The 17,498-nt window shown below is 63.6% G+C and carries 15 protein-coding genes and 4 pseudogenes; 3 read left to right on the top strand and 16 right to left on the bottom strand.

The window, feature by feature from the left end:
- Positions 1-2 precede the first annotated feature (2 nt).
- The 3 genes from odhB to lpdA all read left to right on the top strand — a co-directional run bounded on the left by odhB (position 3) and on the right by lpdA (position 3,326).
- A complete protein-coding gene (gene odhB / locus ACQB61_RS17625; protein WP_430513678.1) occupies positions 3-1,241 on the top strand; it encodes a 2-oxoglutarate dehydrogenase complex dihydrolipoyllysine-residue succinyltransferase in 1,239 nt (412 codons plus the stop codon).
- A gap of 62 nt (positions 1,242-1,303) precedes the next feature.
- On the top strand, positions 1,304-1,903 hold the full coding sequence (locus ACQB61_RS17620; protein ID WP_430513677.1) for an HXXEE domain-containing protein: 600 nt from the start codon (positions 1,304-1,306) through the stop codon (positions 1,901-1,903).
- Between the two features lie 19 nt (positions 1,904-1,922).
- Positions 1,923-3,326, top strand: a complete 1,404-nt coding sequence (lpdA, locus tag ACQB61_RS17615) for a dihydrolipoyl dehydrogenase (RefSeq protein ID WP_430513676.1) — start codon at positions 1,923-1,925, stop codon at positions 3,324-3,326.
- A 117-nt stretch (positions 3,327-3,443) separates the two neighbouring features.
- On the opposite strand, the gene ACQB61_RS17610 is transcribed toward lpdA, so the two are convergent.
- From ACQB61_RS17610 to trxA, 16 genes and pseudogenes are all read right to left on the bottom strand, one after another.
- Positions 3,444-4,151: a phosphoribosyltransferase gene (locus tag ACQB61_RS17610; protein ID WP_430513675.1), complete on the bottom strand. Its 708-nt coding sequence runs from the start codon at positions 4,149-4,151 to the stop codon at positions 3,444-3,446.
- Positions 4,144-5,322: a M20 aminoacylase family protein gene (locus ACQB61_RS17605; protein WP_430513674.1), complete on the bottom strand. Its 1,179-nt coding sequence runs from the start codon at positions 5,320-5,322 to the stop codon at positions 4,144-4,146. The genes ACQB61_RS17610 and ACQB61_RS17605 overlap by 8 nt, the downstream gene beginning before the upstream one ends.
- Before the next feature lie 11 nt (positions 5,323-5,333).
- Positions 5,334-7,123, bottom strand: a pseudogene (locus tag ACQB61_RS17600) (adenine deaminase).
- Positions 7,120-8,045, bottom strand: a pseudogene (locus ACQB61_RS17595) (nucleoside hydrolase). Before ACQB61_RS17595 ends, ACQB61_RS17600 begins: the two co-directional pseudogenes overlap by 4 nt.
- A gap of 3 nt (positions 8,046-8,048) precedes the next feature.
- Positions 8,049-9,074, bottom strand: coding sequence for an ABC transporter ATP-binding protein (locus ACQB61_RS17590; protein WP_430513673.1), 1,026 nt, complete (start codon positions 9,072-9,074; stop codon positions 8,049-8,051).
- A complete protein-coding gene (locus ACQB61_RS17585) occupies positions 9,067-9,846 on the bottom strand; it encodes an ABC transporter permease (RefSeq protein ID WP_430513672.1) in 780 nt (259 codons plus the stop codon). The genes ACQB61_RS17590 and ACQB61_RS17585 overlap by 8 nt, the downstream gene beginning before the upstream one ends.
- Positions 9,843-10,670: an ABC transporter permease gene (locus ACQB61_RS17580; RefSeq protein ID WP_430513671.1), complete on the bottom strand. Its 828-nt coding sequence runs from the start codon at positions 10,668-10,670 to the stop codon at positions 9,843-9,845. The genes ACQB61_RS17585 and ACQB61_RS17580 overlap by 4 nt, the downstream gene beginning before the upstream one ends.
- A 136-nt stretch (positions 10,671-10,806) precedes the next feature.
- Positions 10,807-11,832, bottom strand: coding sequence for a polyamine ABC transporter substrate-binding protein (locus tag ACQB61_RS17575; protein WP_430513670.1), 1,026 nt, complete (start codon positions 11,830-11,832; stop codon positions 10,807-10,809).
- Positions 11,822-12,826: a LacI family DNA-binding transcriptional regulator gene (locus ACQB61_RS17570; RefSeq protein WP_430513669.1), complete on the bottom strand. Its 1,005-nt coding sequence runs from the start codon at positions 12,824-12,826 to the stop codon at positions 11,822-11,824. The genes ACQB61_RS17575 and ACQB61_RS17570 overlap by 11 nt, the downstream gene beginning before the upstream one ends.
- Positions 12,827-13,046: 220 nt before the next feature.
- Positions 13,047-13,465, bottom strand: a pseudogene (locus ACQB61_RS17565) (MerR family transcriptional regulator).
- A gap of 94 nt (positions 13,466-13,559) precedes the next feature.
- The gene (locus tag ACQB61_RS17560; protein WP_430513668.1) at positions 13,560-13,991 is read right to left on the bottom strand and encodes a hypothetical protein; all 432 of its coding nucleotides are present in this window, start codon (positions 13,989-13,991) and stop codon (positions 13,560-13,562) included.
- Positions 13,992-14,181: 190 nt separating this feature from the next.
- The gene (gene rpsU, locus ACQB61_RS17555; RefSeq protein WP_019963693.1) at positions 14,182-14,427 is read right to left on the bottom strand and encodes a 30S ribosomal protein S21; all 246 of its coding nucleotides are present in this window, start codon (positions 14,425-14,427) and stop codon (positions 14,182-14,184) included.
- Between the two features lie 422 nt (positions 14,428-14,849).
- Positions 14,850-15,056 (bottom strand): cold-shock protein, encoded by a 207-nt coding sequence (locus ACQB61_RS17550; protein WP_019963692.1) that lies wholly within the window; start codon positions 15,054-15,056, stop codon positions 14,850-14,852.
- A gap of 189 nt (positions 15,057-15,245) precedes the next feature.
- Positions 15,246-16,191, bottom strand: a pseudogene (locus ACQB61_RS17545) (tyrosine recombinase XerC).
- Between the two features lie 100 nt (positions 16,192-16,291).
- The gene (gene grpE, locus ACQB61_RS17540) at positions 16,292-16,897 is read right to left on the bottom strand and encodes a nucleotide exchange factor GrpE (RefSeq protein WP_430513667.1); all 606 of its coding nucleotides are present in this window, start codon (positions 16,895-16,897) and stop codon (positions 16,292-16,294) included.
- 203 nt (positions 16,898-17,100) lie between these two features.
- On the bottom strand, positions 17,101-17,421 hold the full coding sequence (gene trxA / locus ACQB61_RS17535; RefSeq protein WP_430513666.1) for a thioredoxin: 321 nt from the start codon (positions 17,419-17,421) through the stop codon (positions 17,101-17,103).
- Positions 17,422-17,498 lie beyond the last annotated feature (77 nt).

Below are 17,498 nucleotides of genomic sequence, written 5' to 3'. Positions count from 1 at the left end.
CCATGGCAACCGAAATCCGCGTGCCCACCCTGGGCGAATCCGTGTCCGAAGCGACGATTGCCCAGTGGTTCAAGAAGCCGGGCGACGCCATCAAGGCTGATGAGCCGCTGGTGGAACTGGAGACCGACAAGGTCACCGTTGAAGTTCCTGCTCCCGCTTCCGGCGTTCTGGAAAGCATCGTCGTCAAGGAAGGCGAGACCGTTGGTGTCAACGCTCTCCTCGGCTACATCGCAGCTGGCGAAGGCGCTGCTGCTGCTCCGGCAGCCAAGGCAGAAGCTCCGGCTCCCGCTGCTGCTCCTGTCGCTGCTGCTCCCGCTCCGGCGGCTGCATCTGCTGCTCCGTCCTCCATGCCCCCGGCCCCGGCTGCTGGCAAGCTGCTGGCCGAGACCGGCCTGTCGGCTGATCAGGTTGCTGGTTCCGGCAAGCGTGGTCAGGTGTTGAAGGGTGACGTGCTGGCAGCTGTTGCCGCTGGCGTTTCCGCAGCTCCGGCTGCCGCTGCGGCGCCCGCAGCCGTCCGCGCCGCTGTTCCGGCTGATGACGAGGCCCGCGAAGAGCGCGTGCGCATGACCAAGCTGCGCCAGACGATCGCGCGCCGCCTGAAGGATGCGCAGAACACCGCCGCCATGCTCACCACCTACAATGAGGTGGACATGGGTCCGGTGATGGAGCTGCGCAGCGCCTACAAGGACGTGTTCGAGAAGAAGCATGGCGTGAAGCTCGGCTTCATGGGCTTCTTCACCAAGGCCGTCTGCCACGCCCTGAAGGAAATCCCGGCTGTGAACGCCGAGATCGACGGCACGGACGTGATCTACAAGAACTTCTGCCACATCGGTGTGGCCGTTGGCACGGACAAGGGCCTTGTCGTGCCGGTGGTGCGTGATGCGGACCAGATGTCGATCGCCGAGATCGAGAAGGAAATCGGCAACCTCGGCCGCAAGGCCCGTGACGGCAAGCTTGGCGTTGCCGACATGCAGGGAGGCACCTTCACCATCTCCAACGGTGGCGTCTATGGCTCGCTGATGTCTTCGCCGATCCTCAATGCCCCGCAGTCGGGCATTCTGGGCATGCACAAGATCCAGGAACGCCCGATGGCGGTCAACGGTCAGGTCGTCATCCGCCCGATGATGTATCTGGCGCTGTCCTACGATCACCGCATCGTGGACGGCAAGGAAGCCGTGACCTTCCTCGTCCGCGTCAAGGAAAGCCTGGAAGATCCGCGCCGTCTGGTGCTGGACCTCTAAGCGCTCCACAGTTCATCCGCCGCCGGTCTTCCGGCGGCGGACCTGCAAAAGGGTGGCCGGTCATGAGAGGCATGCTCGAAAGGCTTCAAGCCAACTGGGTCTACGGCGGTTTTCTCGCCGGTCTCGTCCTGCTGGCCATGAACAGTGTCTTCACCAAGACCTGGCCCTTCCCGGAAAAGCTCGTCTATCTGAGCCTTCCCTTCTACATGCTGCATCAGCTTGAAGAGCACGATGCCGACCGTTTCCGCCGCTTCGTGAACTATGTCATCGGCCGGGGGCATGATGTGCTCTCGGTGCCTATGGTTTTCGTTGTCAATGTGGCGGGCGTGTGGGGCGTCGTGGCGCTGTCACTCTGGCTCATGCGCTCCATCGCGCCGGGCTGGGGGCTGATTGCGGTCTATCTGCTGCTGATCAACGCAGCCTTGCATGTGGTGCAGGGAATTGTCCTGCGCCTCTACAATCCGGGCCTCGTCACCGCCGTGGCCCTGTTCATTCCTCTGGGCGTCTATGCAATATATGGCCTCTGGCCTCTGACGACGCCCCTGCAGCACGGGGTTTCGATCCTGCTTGTGCTGGCTCTCCATGGCGTCATTGCTTTGCGCGTGCGCCAGAGGCTGCAACGGTTCGAAGCCGCAGCCGCATCCCCGAACGATTTCACTTAAGAAACCTAGAGGCGACCTCATGTCCCAATACGATCTCGTCGTCATCGGCACCGGCCCCGGTGGTTATGTCTGCGCCATCAAGGCAGCCCAGCTTGGCCTGAAGGTCGCCGTTGTCGAAAAGCGCGCCACCCATGGCGGCACCTGCCTGAACGTCGGCTGCATTCCCTCCAAGGCGCTGCTGCATGCTTCGGAGCTGTTCCATGAAGCCGGTCACGGCTTTGAAAGCCTCGGCATCAAGGTGAACGTGCCCACGCTCGACCTGCCGGCCATGATGCAGCACAAGCAGGCTACCATTGACGCCAATGTCGGCGGTGTGGGCTTCCTGCTGAAGAAGAACAAGATCGATGCCTTCCACGGCACCGGCAAGATCCTGGCTGCAGGCAAGGTCTCCGTCACGGCGGAAGATGGCAAGGTCACCGAGCTTGAGACCAAGTCCATCGTCATCGCCACCGGCTCTGACGTGATGCCGCTGCCGGGTGTCGAGATCGACGAGAAGACGGTGGTTTCCTCCACCGGCGCGCTGACGCTGGAGAAGGTTCCGGGTCATCTGGTGGTCGTCGGTGGTGGCGTCATCGGTCTGGAGCTGGGCTCCGTCTGGGGCCGACTGGGCGCCAAGGTCACCGTGGTCGAGTTCATGGACAAGATCCTCGGGCCGATGGACGGTGACATCTCCAAGCAGTTCCAGCGCATCCTTGCCAAGCAAGGCATGGAGTTCAAGCTGTCGTCCAAGGTGACGGGCGTTGAGAAGAAGGGCGATAGCCTTGCCGTCAGCATCGAGCCGGCCGTCGGTGGCGATGCCGAGGTGCTGGAAGCGGACGTTGTGCTGGTCGCCATTGGCCGCCGTCCCTACACGGCCGGTCTTGGCCTTGAGGAAGCGGGCGTCAAGCTGGACAACCGCGGCCGCGTCGAGATCGACGGCCACTACCAGACTAACGTTCCGGGCATCTATGCCATCGGTGACGTGGTCGTTGGCCCGATGCTGGCCCACAAGGCGGAAGACGAGGGCGTGGCTCTGGCCGAAATCCTCGCCGGTCAGGCTGGCCATGTGAACTATGACGTCATCCCGGGTGTGGTCTACACCTCGCCGGAAGTTGCCTCCGTCGGCAAGACCGAGGAAGAGCTGAAGGCTGCTGGCGTCAATTACAAGACCGGCAAGTTCAACTTCACCGCAAATGGCCGCGCCCGCGCCATGAACCACACCGACGGCTTCGTCAAGGTTCTGGCTGATGCCGCGACCGACCGCGTGCTCGGCGTGCACATCCTCGGCCACGGCGCTGGCGAGATGATCCACGAAGCTGCCGTTCTGATGGAATTCGGTGGCTCCTCGGAAGACCTCGGCCGCACCTGCCACGCGCATCCGACCATGTCGGAAGCCGTCAAGGAAGCCGCCATGGCCACCTTCGCCAAGCCGATCCACGCCTGACCGGCGCTGGACCTGCGGACATGAGAAAGGCCGGAGCGGTGACGCTCCGGCCTTTTTGCTTTACGGGCTGAACGGCCAACTTTTCCGTCATGCCATGACGAAACACAGATATGCCCCTCACCCTTTCGGCACATGCCAGAGCCCGTCCGGTCCCTTTTCCAGCATAGGGGTCTCGAAACAGCCCACGGTGCGGGTGGTCCAGTGGTCCGGGCCTTCTGCGCCCTCGCACCAGCGGCGTGATTGCAGCATGGCGGCGCCGATGACCACGGGGGCAAGGCCAAGACCGGCCAGAAGATCCAGCGCAGCGCGGATGGAAGCGCCGCTGGAGATCACGTCATCAACCAGCGCGATCCGGCGGCCCTGAAGCAGGGGCAGCATGCGCGGGTCTACATAAAGCCGCTTGATCTGGTCCGGCGTGGTGATGGAGGACAGCGGCACCGAAAGGCTATCATCGTACCAGAACTTGCGCGAGGTGCCGAGCGGCACATAGCGGCTGTGGCCAAGCCTGCGGGCGGTCTCTGAGGCGAGCGTCAGGCCAAGGGTCGGCAGGCCCACCACCACATCGGGGGCGAAAGGCGCAAGCCTTTCCGCAAGGCTCTGTGCCAGCGCATCCAGAACGGCAAAGCCTGCTTGATTGACGATGAGCGAGGCAAGTGCATGCTGTCCATCTGCCAGCGGGCGGATGGGCAGGCGGAGCTGTTCACCGCCGGGAAGCGTTGCCGGGAAGAAGTTGCGATGGCCAATGTTGACCGGGAAGCTGCGGGGTGCGTGCAGCTCCTGCCAGAACGCATGTGGTTCAAGCGCGGGCGGGTGCTGCTCAGTCATGGGATGCTTCACCGGAAAGTTCCCGCTCCACCAGCCGCACCCAGAAGCGCACGCCGGGGCCAATGGCGGCGTCATTGAAGTCATAGGCCGTGTTGTGATGCAGCGCGCCATCCACCGCAGGGCCATTGCCGAGCCAGACATAGCAACCGGGTGCTTCACCGGCGAAATAGGCGAAGTCATCGCCCGCCGTGGAGGGCGGGAAGGCGGTGCGCACCTTGGCGCCAAACACATCCCGCGCTGCGCCAAGCGCCCGCTGCGTTGCGTCTGGATGGTTGATCACCGGTGGAATGCGGCGGATGTAGGTATAGTCTGCGGCAATGGCGAACATCTGCGCTGTGCCCTGAGCCAGACGGCCGATTTCCACCTCCAGCTGGTCACGTACCTCAGGCGAATAGGCGCGTGCCGTGCCGCCGATCTCCACCAGATCCGGAATGACATTCAGCGCCTTTGGGTCACCGGCCCGAACAGAACAGGCGCTGACCACGGCAGGCTGCAGCGGATCGACAACGCGGCCCGGTATGGTTTGCAGTGCGCCCAGGAAGGTGCCAGCGGCAGTAATTGGGTCGCGGCCCAGATGCGGCTTTGCCCCATGCGTGCCGGTGCCCCGGAAGGTGACGCGCCAGCTGTCGGAGGAGGCAAGCTGCGGGCCTTCCACAACGGCCATCTCATCCGGCTCCAGCCCCGGCATGTTGTGCAGGCCATAGACCGCATCACAGGGGAACAGGCTGAACAGGCCGTCCTCCACCATGCGCTTTGCCCCGCCCCGGCCTTCCTCGGCGGGCTGGAAGATGAAATGCACCGTGCCGGAGAAATTGCGCGTTTTCGCTAGCGCCCTTGCGGCGCCCAGCAGCAAGGTAGTGTGGCCATCATGGCCGCAGGCGTGCATCTTGCCGGGGACGGTGGACTTCCATGGCCGGTCTGCGGTCTCCGGCATGGCGAGCGCATCCATGTCGGCGCGAAGGCCGATGCTGCGCGGGCCGTTGCCACAGCGCAGGGTGCCGACAACGCCCGTTCCGCCAAGGCCTCTGTGCACTTCCAGCCCCGCTTCTTCCAGCAGGTTTGCAACGATGGCGCTGGTGCGCTCCTCCTCGAAGCCCAGCTCGGGATGGGCGTGCAGGTCGCGGCGCAGGTCTGTCAGAAACGTCAGGTCAGCGTCGATCAGGTCGCTCATGGCTGGCCTCTTCAAGCGAGGATTTCGAGAATGGGGGACTCCAGCACGCGTCCGGTCTCCACATCGGCAATGCCCCGGTCGGTCTGGTGCGGTCCCGCATTGCAGGCAAGCGTGGCGCCGAAACAGGCCTTGAACACCAGATAGGGCGGCTGCCAGGTAACAACCTCATCCATGGCGGCGCGGATGCGGGCAAAGCCTTCCGCCACTTCGCCCAGCGGGGCATCCGACACAAGGCCGGAAAGCGGCAGGGGCAGCACGGCCAGCACCTTGCCGTTGGAGGCCACGGCCATGCCGCCGCCAGCCTCGATCACCGCATTGGCCGCCGTGGCAAGGTCTTCGGCGCTGCCGCCAAAGACCGTCAGGTTATGACTGTCATGGGAAACAGTGGTGGCAAAGGCGCCGTTCCAGCGGCCCCATTCGCGCAGGAACCCCACACGCGGGCGGCTGTCCGCCCGGCCATGCCGGTGGGCAACGGCGATCAGCGTTGTCTCCTCCGGCGGCACCACAAAGCCATCGCGCACGTCTGCTTCCACCGTGCCCCAGCGGGTGAAGCGGGGCCTGTCGATGGTGGCAAGTTTCACGCGGGAGCCCGCTGCGGGAACTCTGAAATCATTCGCACTTAGCTGGCTAATCTTCATCGAGCCGCGAAGGCTGGAGAGAACGCTGGAGCGCGGTTCTGCCAGCATCTGCCTGTCCCGTGCCACCACTTCGCCGCTGACGATCACATGCCGGGCGCTGAAGCTTTCAAGGTCAGCGAAGATGACGAGGTCAGCCCGCCGCCCGGCGGCGATGAGGCCGAGATCCTCGCGGCCAAGGCGTCTTGCGCCGTTGAGTGTTGCTGCCTGCAGCGCCCATTCGGGCTTGAGGCCATAACGCACCAGCCGCCGCACGACGTCGTCAAGGCCGCCTGCTTTCGCAAGGTCGTCCGGGAACACGTCATCGGTGCAAAGCGTCACGGTCTGCGGCAGGTGGCCCAGCGTGTTCAGCGCTTCCACGAATTCCGGCAGCAGGTGGTCGTGAGAGCCGCGCAGCTCGATCGAGAGCCCGGCGCGCAGCTTCTCCATCAGGTCAGCGGCGGAGGTCAGCTCATGATCGGAGGTGACACCGGCAGCCATGAAGGCGGCAAGGTCCGGGCCGGTAAGCCCGCGTGCATGGCCGCAGACCGGCTTTCCGGCGGCAAGCCCTGCCTGCACGATACCGCTCATGCGCGGCTCGCCCGCGATGACGCCGCGCATGTTCATCACTTCCGCGATGCCTGCGATGCCGGGGCGGGTAAGCAAGGCGGTGATTTCTTCCGGCCCGAAGTCGGCCCCGGCCAGCTCCAGCCCCGGCGCGGAAGGCACGCAGGAGGGAGCGAGTACGGCAAAGCGCAAGGGAAGACCCTCACTGGCAGCAAGGGCAGCATCGACGCCCGCAAGCCCGTGCACATTGCCGAATTCATGCGGGTCCCACACGGCGGTGGTGACACCCCGGGGCACAACGGCTGCCGCATAGGCGGCGGGCGTCACCATGGAGCTTTCGACATGCATATGCGTGTCGATGAGGCCGGGGAGAGATAGCCGCCCTGCGCGTCGATGATATCCGCCGCATCACTGCGGCTGCCGGGGGCGTGTACAGAGACAATCAGCGTGCCCGTCAGGCCCACATCGGCGGCGCGGCGTTCGCCGGTCACCATGTCGATGAGGATGCCATTGACGATCAGCCGGTCAAACGGCGCATCACCTCTGGCAGCGGCAACGGCGCGCAGGCGAAGGGCGGGATTGGCGAGGTCGAAGGGCTCGCGTGTCTGGTGTGTGGTCATGGGCGAGCCGCCTCCCGCGTCAGGGCGCCAAGGATCATGCCGCGCACGGCGTCCACATCGCAGGCCGAGGCATATGCGGCGTTGAAGCGGGCATGTGTGGCACGGGTTTCCACCACGGTGCGCCCGCGTGTGTGCTGACCGGCGGTTTCCATGGCGATATGGGCAGGGGTGAAGGCGGCCAGTTCCGGCCGGGCAAAGATGGCTGCGGCTGCCGGATCATAGAGCGCCATGGCGGGCCGTCCCCGGCTGGTGGCGATGGCGATGAAGCCTTCCAGCATGTCCGCCAGAAGCGCCGCATTGCGCCCGCCTGCCGCCCGCACCGGGGCGGCGTCCGCTGGGCTTGCGAGGATCTGGCGGCAGAAATCAAGGTCCACCATTTTCAGCGGCAGGCCCTGCGCCAGCACGATGGCAACTGCTTCCGGATCGGCATAGGCGTTGAATTCGGCAGAGGCGGTGTGGTTGCCTTTCGTCAGCCCGCCGCCCATCCACACCAGCTCGTCAATGCGCGCAGCAAGGGCGGGGCGGGCGAGCGCCAGCGCGGCAAGGTTGGTCAGCGGCCCCAGTGCCAGAATGCGGCGGGGGCAGGGGCGTTCTCCAGCCAGTCACAGAGCGCGGCAAAGGCATCGCCTTCCGGCTGCGGCTGATCCTGCGGCACGGTGAGGCCAATCGTCGGAATGCCGGTCGACCCGAGAATGGCCTCTGCCGTCTCCATATGCCCCATCACGGGCCGGCCAAGGCCGCTGTGCAAGGGCACGCGCCAGCCGAAGGCGGTGGCAGCACCCGCAGCGTTGCGGCGCACCTGATCAAGCGGCGTGTTGCCGAAGACGAGCGAAATGCCGTCTACCTCAAGCCCTGCGTCCATCACGGTCACAATGGCCGCGATGTCGTCAAAGCCCATATCCGTGTCGATCCACACACCCATGGTCTATCCGAACCTGTTGAGTTCCGCCGCACCGGAAACCGGCATGTCGAAGGAAAGGCTTGCCCCCAGCGCATGGGCGGGAAGGGCTGCATCCGTTTCGGCTTTTACCAGCCCCAGCGGCGTTTCCAGCACATATTCGCGGGTGCTGCCTGCGAAGGATACGCCCCGCACGATGCCCTTGTGCGGCCCTGTTTCAAGCTGGATGGCGCGGGGCCGCCAGGCAAGGCCGGCCGCTTGCGGCAGCGGGCCGGACACCTCCAGCGCACCCGCGTCCGTCACGAGCCTGTTGCCGTCGATCCGGGCGATGTTTTCAAAGCCGACGAAGTCGGCGACGAAACTGGAGGCGGGGTGATTGTAGATCTCCTCCGGTGTGCCAATCTGCTCAATTGCGCCGTTGCGCATGACGACGATGCGGTCAGCCAGAGCAAGGGCTTCCACCTGATCGTGGGTGACGAAGATCATCGTCACGCCGCTTTCCTTCTGCACGCGTTGCAGCTCGGTGCGCATTTCAAGGCGCAGGCGGGCATCCAGATTGGACAGAGGCTCGTCCAGCATCAGGAGCTTGGGTTGCATCACCAGCGAGCGGGCCAGCGCCACACGCTGCTGCTGACCGCCGGAAAGCTCCGGCGTCTTGCGGGCGGCAAAGGCGGAGAGGCCCACCGTCTTCAGCCCGGCTTCCACCGTCTGCTTCAGCGTCTCGCCGCTGATGCCCTTCAGCCGCAGGCCGAAGGCGACATTCTCGAACACGGTCAGATGCGGGAACAGGGCATAGGACTGGAAGACGAGGCCGATCTCGCGCTTGTTGGCGCCCACGCGGGTGATATCGCGGCCATCCAGCACGATGCGGCCCGATTGCACCGGCATCAGCCCGGCGATGGCGCGCATGGTCGTCGTCTTGCCGCAGCCGGAGGGGCCGAGCAGGGCCAGCAGCTCGCCGCGCCGGATGGTGAGGTCGAGATCCTTCACTGCCGTGGTCTTGCCATAAGCGAGCGACAGCTTGTCCAGGGTCAGATAGGTGGCGTCAGACATAGCGTGAGAACCCCAGAAAACGTTCGGCGGCAAAGACGATGCCGATGGACAGGAAGGCGAGCAGCGAGGACAGGGCGGCGATGGAGGGATCGAAGACGATTTCCATATAGCCCAGCATGTCGATGGGCAGCGTGCGCACACCCGGGCCGGAAAGGAACAGTGACACCGGCACCTGATTGAAGCTCGTCACGAAGCCGAGGATGAAGGCGGAGAGAATGCCGCCGCGAATGTTGGGCAGCACCACCCGGAAGAAGGCACCGAGCCGCGAGGAGCCCAGAAGCACGGCCGCTTCCTCCATATCGGAGCGCAGGTTGGCAAGGCTGGCGGAAACCACCCGCACCGCATAGGGCAGCACCAGCGCCGTATGGGCCACGAACAGCGCAAGACTGATCGACAGGCCAACCGGCAGCACGAAATAGCGCAGCAGCGCCAGGCCAACGATGATGCCCGGCACAATGATGGGCATCGACACCATGAAGCGCACAGTCTCTGCCCCCGGTAGCCGGTAACGTGACATGGCGTAGGCCGCAGGCACGCCCAGCACCAGCGCGCACAGGGTGCCGCCGATGGCAAGGATCATCGAGGTGATGAAGCTTTGCTGGAAGCTCTCCACCGTGAAGACCTTGGCAATCCAGCGGAGGGAAAAGCCCTGCGGCGGGAAAGCCAGCGTTTCGCCGGCAGAAAAGGACGCGGCGACGATGATGAAGAACGGACCGATGAGGAAGGTCAGCACCAGCGTCAGGATGATCCAGCTGGACAGTCTCTGGCTCATGACTTGCTCCGGGCCGTGGCAATGCGGCGCAACAGGATGTTGGCGGCAAAGCTCATGACGATGAGGATGAGGGCGATGACGCTGGCGGCGACGAAATTGCCTGCCACCGTGACCTGCTGGTAGAGCAGGGTTTCCAGCATCAGCACCTTGGAACCGCCGAGGATGGCCGGGGTGATGTAGGCGGTGAGCGATCCGGTGAAGACCAGCGTGCCGCCAACCACCAGCCCTTCGCGGGAGAGCGGCAGGATCACCTTCCAGAACACCTGGAACCAGTTTGCCCCCAGCACCCGGGCAGCAGGCACCGCATCACGCGGCAGGTTTTCGAGCGCGCTGATCAGCGACAGGATCATCAGGGGCAGGAACAGCTGCAACAGGCCGATGAAGACGGCGGTTTCCGTGAAGAGAATGCGCAAGGGGCCATCCGTCAGGCCAATGCCTTGCAGCGCCTGATTGACGATGCCGGTGCGCCCCAGAATGACGATCCAGGCATAGGTGCGCGCCACCGGCGAAATCATCAGCGGCAGGACGATCAGTCCCGTGACGCGGCCCTTGGAGCCGGGCGGCAGGGTGACAATGGCATAGGCTGCGGCATAGCCGATGACGGCAGCTACCACTGTGACCATGGCGCCCAGCTTCAGCGTGCGCAAGAAAACCGCGCGGTTCAGCGGCTGTGAAAAGAAATCTGTATAGGCCGACAGCGTCCAGCCTTCGGCAGAGCGGAAGCCCTCCGACAGCAGCAGCACGACAGGCACGAGAAAGACCACGGCTGCAAACAGCGCCGCAGGCAGCGCAAGCGCCAGAGCTTCCGCCCGGTTCTGGAACATGGGAACCGCCTTACCTTCTGGATGGGCAAAAAGTCGGGATGCGGCGGCAGAGCGGAGCCCGCTCACCGCATCCCTAGCCTTGGGAGGCATTCATCAGGCAGCGCGTAGCTGCCAATGCTTGTCTGAAAAGCAGGCCTTACTGCCCGACCTTCGCGTTCCACTCGGCCAGCCAGGCGTCGCGGTTATCCAGCATGGTTTCGGAAGGGATCAGCTTCAGCGTGGCTGCCGTCTCTTCGCCATAGGTGATGTTGTCGGCAATGGCCGGGGACACGGTCACTTCCTTGTTGGCCGGGCTGTCGACCAGCTTTTCGGCAAGCTTGGTCTGCACCTCGGTGGAGAGCCAGTAGTCCATGAACTGCAGCGCGAGATCCTGGTTCTTCGAACCCTTTGTCAGCACCATCACGTTCATGCCACCGGTCTGGCCTTCATCAGGCATTGCCCATGCCAGCGGCAGGCCGAGCTTGGTGAAGGGCGCCCAGGAGAAGCGGCCGATGGGGGCTGCCCAGATCTCTTCCTGCTGCATCAGCTGCACGAGCTGCGAGGACTTGACATAGAAGGTGACGATCTCGTCCTTCTTGGCGCCAACGGCCTCGATCGGGCCCTTCAGGTCGGCCGAGTTGTTGCCGAGCGCCTCGCCCAGCATGTAGAGCGCCGGCGGGCCCTGATTGGTGGTCACGTTCGGGAAGGCAATGTGAGAGACATATTCATCCTTGAGCAGGTCAGCCCAGGAACGGATCGTCATCTTGTCGGTGCGGTAGACGATCGACGTGGCATAGAAGGTATAGCCAACGCTCATGCCGTCGCCGTTCGGATCCTTGGCGATATCATAGAGCTTGTCGAAGTTGGAGAGCTTCGAGCTGTCGATCTTGTCGGTCAGGCCCTTGCGGGAGGCCGCCAGCGCATCGGCCATGGAGACAACGGCCATGTCCACCACCGGATTGTCCTTGTTGGCCTCCATCTTGGCCAGGCGCTCGACGCTGTTGCCGGTTTCCACCACCAGCTTGCAGCCGCACTTCTCTTCAAAGGGCGTGTAGAGCAGTTCCTTGAACTCGTCCTGCGCAAAGGCATAGACGGAGATCGTCAGGGTCTTCTCCTGGGCAGCGGCTGCGCCCATGGTCAGGGCAAGCGCGGTTGCCGCGCCGAGCATCAGTTTAACGGTCATTGGCTGTCTCCTGCTGGTGTCTGTCATTGTTCTGCATGTATGCGGGGGATGGGCCGCAGGTCTGGCGGACCACCAGGCTCATGGGCACGCTGGGGCGGCTGGCGCGGGCAATGCCCGGGTCGCGTGGAGCTGTCCCCGTGTCCTGGCTTTCGATGAGGCGGAGGAGGGCCTGAATCGCTTCTTCCGCAATGGCTGGCATGTCCATCCGCACGCTGGTGATGGCCGGCGTGATGGCGGAGGACCAGATGAGATCGTCAAAGCCCGTGAGGCTGGCATCCTGCGGCACGCGCAGGCCTGCCTGCTGCAGTTCGGTGAGGGCGCGCAGGGCCTGAAGATCGGAGAGGGCCGCAAATGCGGTGAAGCCTTCCGCCACACGGGCCGCGAGCCCAAGGCTCGCTCCCGTTCCATGCAAGGCTTCATGTGGCTCGATCCAGAGCACCTCTACCCGGCAGGCCTTGCCAAGGGCTGCACGGATGCCACCCATCCGGTCGTTCTGCACGTTGGAGGCAGGGTTAGTGCCGATGATCACCACATCCCGGTGGCCAAGGGCCGAAAGATGGGCGCCGGCCAGCGCTCCGCCCTGCCAGTGGTCGGCTGAAACCGTGTTGCCCGGTGTGGAGGGGCTATCGATTACCGCGACCGGGCTACCGGTGCTGATAATCCGCGTTCCCCGGCGCGGAACGATGACGATGCCGTCCACACCCCGGTCCTGAAGGCGGGAGATTGCCTGCGTCTGCATGGCTGCATCGCCCCGCGAGTCCGCGATGAGCACACCGTAACCGGCGGCCGCCGCCGCATGTTCGATGGCCTGTGCGATCTGTGGAAACAGAGGATTGGCAATGTCCGGCAGCACGAGGCCCAGAACCTGCGACCGGCCCGTGCGCAGCGCCCGTCCCGCCTGGCTGGGCATATAGCCGAGTTCGGCCGCCTTTGCCCGGATCCGCTCAGCCAGCTCAGTCGAAACACGTCCCTTGCCGGACAGCGCATTCGACACCGTCGCGGCGGAAACATCCAGCAGCGCAGCAATCTGGGTGAGGTTTGGCCGTGACCGGGGGCGTTCATCCTGCGGGCACCTGATTAATCGATTAATCCGAGTGCTAGATGAAGTTCCTGGTGCTGTCGATGACTTTTCCAGCTTGGACCGGCTCTTGCCTAAAAGAAGTGCAACTTCCTATATCGTAATGGTTGAGCTTCGCGTTCTGTGCTTCTTCTGATCAGTGGTCGCCTGCGCAAAGGGCGTGATTGCCGAGTGCGCGCAGCACCTGACAGTCGGCCACCACATGGTCATGTGCGCAGGCGGCGACGATGCGCTTGAGTTCGGATTCCAGCCGCTTGAGGCGGGCAATCTTGTCCTGCACCGCCTTGAGCTGGGTCGCGGCGATTTCGTCGGCCCGGTTGCAGGGGCCTCGGGATGGGCGCTCAGCTCCAGCAGATCGCGGATGGCCTCCATCGGCAGGCCAAGATCCCGGGCATGACGGATGAACTGCAGTCTCTCCAGATCCGGCTGGCCAAAGCGGCGCTGGTTGCCTTCCGTGCGCAGAGGCTGCGGCAGCAGGCCAGCCTGCTCATAGTAACGGATCGTCGGTACCTTGACGCCGCTCAGCCGTGCCAGATCGCCAATCGAAAAGTCCATCGCCACTCTCCCGTCTTGCACTCGCAAGGAGAAGTCTAGGAAGGCCCTGGAGTCTTCGCAAGAGGCTGACTGCTTCCGGGTGGCGGCAGGGTGCCTATCTGCTGCGTGTCAGTATATGGGTGGTGACTGTCTCCACGAGACGCGGATCATGAGGGTCGGCAACTACGGTTGCTTCCATCCGCTGGTCGCCGAACAGGCGCATATCGATGATGCGCACGCCATAGAAACCCTTGAGTTCAACTCTCAGGCTGCCATCTGCCCTGTAAAAGGCATCGGTCCAGCCCCATTTGCAGTCGCGGGGGATGCAGGACGTGAAGGCACGTGCGCGGATGATGACGCGCTCGTCTTCGCAGCGGCTGGTGACATCGATCTGCGTCAGTTCCCGGGGCTTGGCTTTACGTGCGACCCAGGTTCCATGTTCGGGAATCGGGCAATAGCTGCGCTGTTCCTGTGCTGTGGCGGGCACAATCGGCAGGATGAATAGACCGGTCACGAGTGCCAGGGTGGCAAGGCCAGCGTTGAACATCACGTCCTCCTGCCATGAGCCTGAGGCCTGCGCATTAACGTTGCGTTAACGGATTGGCGGGAGGGGCAAAGAGCGTGACGCTCAAAGAAAAACCCCGCTGGCAACAGGAGTATCCCGTGTCAGTCAGGGGTCTTTTCATCCGGTTGTCCGGAGATGCCCTGCCAGATGTTTCCATCCGGCAGATCGGCAATTAGCGGCGCGGACCTGCGGCGGCCTTGCGCTTCGGACCTGCGATCAGGCCTTCGCGCTGAGCCAGCTTGCGCGCAGCCTTGCGGGCGCGGCGAACAGCTTCGGCCTTTTCACGGACGCGCTTTTCGGACGGCTTTTCGAAGGAGCGGCGCGCCTTCATCTCACGCAGCACGCCCTCGCGCTGCAGCTTCTTCTTCAGGACGCGGAGCGCCTGCTCGATGTTGTTGTCGCGAACGAGTACCTGCAAGGTAAATCCTGACGTTGCCTGCGCCGCAGCACTCATGTGAGGGCAGCAGGGGTTAGACCTAAAGCCATATGGCACGAGAAGTGGCGCAACCTAACAGGTTCCACGCAAATTGCACCCCCTTGGGTGCAAAAAATGCTGCGAGCCCGAACTTTCTTTGCGGCGCGCCAGTTCTGACCGGCTTTTCCGGTCCCGATACATGACGTTCCGCGCTGTCTTCTGAACTGCGGTGAAGGTTTCCTTGGCCCGGACAGTACCCTTTCGGGCACAGCTGCTTGCCAAAAGAAACGCCGCAGATGCAGGCTTGCACCATGCTGAATGCAGAAACGGGCACCCCATGGGTGCCCGGTCCTTGTCACTTGCAGAGGAAGCGGGTCTGCTGCCGTGCCCTTTCGGGCTGGCGCAGGGGTTGCTTCCGCCTGAAATCAGGCGATCTGCAGGTTGGCAGCGGCGCTGCGGCCCTGACGGTCGGTTTCCAGCTCGAAGCTGACCTTCTGACCTTCATTGAGGTGGCCGATGCCAGAACGCTCGACGGCACTGATGTGAACGAACACATCGCGCTCGCCGTTATCCGGCTGGATGAAGCCGAAGCCCTTCTGGGTGTTGAAGAACTTTACGGTTCCAGTTTTCATGATGATAGTACCTTGCAAAAGAGTCATACCCGCCCCTCAGGACAGGCGTCGATACATCGCCGGATTTTTCGAAGAAAGATTTGGCGGGTCGATATCGTTGACACCGCAAACAGCCAAGTCAGGCCCAAAAAGACGATGGACTTACTGTGACGGCAGAATGAGGCTTATGCAAGGCATTCTTTTATTTTTTTATTTTCGCGGGTGAGCCTTGTCATAGGCCTCAAGCAATCTCGCCGCATCCACTTCCGTATAAATCTGGGTGGTGGAAAGGCTGGCGTGGCCCAAAAGCTCCTGAATTGTACGCAGGTCCCCGCCTCCGGCAAGAAGGTGGGTCGCGAAGGAGTGGCGCAGGGCATGCGGTGTGGCGCTGTCCGGCAGGCCGAGTGCTCCGCGCAGTTTGGCCATGGCAAGCTGGATAAGGCGCGGATTGAGCGCCCCCTCTTGCACCGAAGAACAGCGGTCCGTTGGGCTCCGGCGTGTAGGGGCAAAGTTTCAGGTAGGCTTCCACCGCCTCGCAGACGACAGGCAGCACCGGCACCACCCGTTCCTTGCCGCCCTTGCCCATGATGCGCAAGCTGCGGGTGCCGGTGCGCGGCGCATTGCGTCCGGTGATCGACAGGGCCTCGGAAATGCGCAGTCCGCAGCCATAAAGGAGCGTCAGAACGGCCGCATTGCGGGCTTCGATCCAGGCCTCGCTTTCCATCGCTAACTCGCCGGAGGCAACAGCCGTTGCATCGGAAGCGGTAAGGGGCTTGGGCAGGGAGCGCGGCTGGCGCGGCGCACGAACGGCACCGGCGGCGGCGGCATTCACCTCGCCCTGTCGTTCCAGGAAGCCAAGAAAGGAGCGGATGCCCGCAAGGCCGCGCGCCAGCGAGCGGCTGCCCGTTCCGCCAGTACGGCGCCGGGCCATGAAGGCGCGGAAGTCTGCAGGCTTCAACTCCTGCACGTCCTTGAGATCCGGCGCCCCGCCCAGATGCCCCGTCAGGAACCGCAGAAACTGGCGTACATCGCGCTCATAGGCGACAAGTGTCTTGTCCGCGAGCCGCCGTTCGTCCCCCAGATGATCCAGCCATGCGCCAACGCGGGCGTTCAGCTCCGGTGTTGCGGTGATCAGCAGGGAATCAGTGTCGCTCATGTCTTGAGCTTACCGTCCTGGAACAGGGTTACCAAAGCGAAAGAGGCGGCCCCGCTGCCGGGAGCCGCCTCCTGAAGATCTTCCGCCCTTGCGAGAGGGGTCAGGCCGTGGTGTCGACGCCGCCCGTTTGGCCATCAGCGGGGCCTGCCTGCGGCGCTTCCTTGGGGCCGCCCTTGGACACGCCGACGAGCGCAGGGCGCAGTACGCGGTCACCGATGACGTAACCGGCTTGTACCACCTGCACGACGGTGTTGTTCGGCACTTCGGTGTTGGGCACCTCGAACATGGCCTGATGGAAGTTCGGATCAAACTTCTGGCCTGCCGGGTCGAGCTTCTTGACGCCATGCTTGTCGAGCTGGTTCAGCAGCTCGCGCTCGGTCATTTCCACGCCTTCGATCAGCGCAGTCAGACCGGCATCGGCGCTCTCGCGGGCATCGCCCGGAAGGGCATCCAGCGCGCGGCGCAGGTTGTCGGAAACGGTCAGGATGTCGCGGGCAAACCCGGTCACAGCATAGACGCGGGTATCCTTGATTTCCTTCTCCGTGCGGCGGCGCAGGTTTTCCATTTCGGCCATGACGCGCAGCGCACGGTCCTTCAGCTCCGCGTTCTCCGCCTGGAGAGCCTCAATGGGATCGACGGTGGTCCCGGCCTCGGGCGCAGCGGCTGCTTCGTTTTCCGCTTCGGGGGTCTTGTTCTCGTCGGTCATCTGGGTTCCATCAATTGGGTCTGCGAACATGAAAACGCAGGCCGTTTCACCGTCAGGCAGGGTGGGTTTCCGCAAGGAAAACGTCTCACCCGTTGCTTGCCCGTGGCTGAAAGCGGCCTGCGGCTGTCTTTATCCATTCCCGCCGCCGCTGCCAACCTCTGCGCGCAGGGTCATGGTGCGTGGCGGGAAACAAAGCTGCTGGATCAGAGGGCGCTCTTGATCCAGTCGGACAGCTTGCTCTTGGGAGCTGCGCCGACCTGAACAGCCATTGGCTCGCCGTTCTTGAACATCACGAGCATCGGAATGGAACGGACGCCATACTTCACGGCCATTTCCTGGTTCTCGTCGATGTTGATCTTGGCGATTTTCACCTGACCGGCCATCTCGTCGGAAATTTCCTCAAGAGCCGGGGCAATCATCTTGCACGGGCCGCACCACTCGGCCCAGAAATCAACCACGACCGGCTCGGACGACTTGAGGACGTCGGCGTCAAAGCTGGCGTCGGTGACTGCGGTGGTAGCCATTTTCGTTCACTTTCCATGCGGTGGTCCCTGAAACAGGCGTTTGCGCGGACTCACCTTGTTGCGTTGAACCGAAGGTA

This window comes from Pannonibacter phragmitetus, from assembly GCF_050510895.1.
Lineage (GTDB): Bacteria > Pseudomonadota > Alphaproteobacteria > Rhizobiales > Stappiaceae > Pannonibacter > Pannonibacter phragmitetus_B.
Note: the sequence above shows the minus strand (reverse complement) of the source record. Positions and strands in the feature narration are given on the sequence as shown.

Excerpts from the sequence above, each read along its gene's own strand:
- lpdA (WP_430513676.1), top strand. The coding sequence starts at position 1,923 with ATGTCCCAATACGATCTCGTCGTCATCGGCACCGGCCCCGGTGGTTAT.
- odhB (WP_430513678.1), top strand. The coding sequence starts at position 3 with ATGGCAACCGAAATCCGCGTGCCCACCCTGGGCGAATCCGTGTCCGAA.
- ACQB61_RS17620 (WP_430513677.1), top strand. The coding sequence starts at position 1,304 with ATGAGAGGCATGCTCGAAAGGCTTCAAGCCAACTGGGTCTACGGCGGT.
- ACQB61_RS17550 (WP_019963692.1), bottom strand. The coding sequence starts at position 15,056 with ATGAAAACTGGAACCGTAAAGTTCTTCAACACCCAGAAGGGCTTCGGC.
- grpE (WP_430513667.1), bottom strand. The coding sequence starts at position 16,897 with ATGACCGACGAGAACAAGACCCCCGAAGCGGAAAACGAAGCAGCCGCT.
- trxA (WP_430513666.1), bottom strand. The coding sequence starts at position 17,421 with ATGGCTACCACCGCAGTCACCGACGCCAGCTTTGACGCCGACGTCCTC.
- ACQB61_RS17560 (WP_430513668.1), bottom strand. The coding sequence starts at position 13,991 with ATGTTCAACGCTGGCCTTGCCACCCTGGCACTCGTGACCGGTCTATTC.
- ACQB61_RS17580 (WP_430513671.1), bottom strand. The coding sequence starts at position 10,670 with ATGTTCCAGAACCGGGCGGAAGCTCTGGCGCTTGCGCTGCCTGCGGCG.
- ACQB61_RS17575 (WP_430513670.1), bottom strand. The coding sequence starts at position 11,832 with ATGACCGTTAAACTGATGCTCGGCGCGGCAACCGCGCTTGCCCTGACC.
- ACQB61_RS17605 (WP_430513674.1), bottom strand. The coding sequence starts at position 5,322 with ATGAGCGACCTGATCGACGCTGACCTGACGTTTCTGACAGACCTGCGC.
- ACQB61_RS17610 (WP_430513675.1), bottom strand. The coding sequence starts at position 4,151 with ATGACTGAGCAGCACCCGCCCGCGCTTGAACCACATGCGTTCTGGCAG.
- ACQB61_RS17590 (WP_430513673.1), bottom strand. The coding sequence starts at position 9,074 with ATGTCTGACGCCACCTATCTGACCCTGGACAAGCTGTCGCTCGCTTAT.
- ACQB61_RS17585 (WP_430513672.1), bottom strand. The coding sequence starts at position 9,846 with ATGAGCCAGAGACTGTCCAGCTGGATCATCCTGACGCTGGTGCTGACC.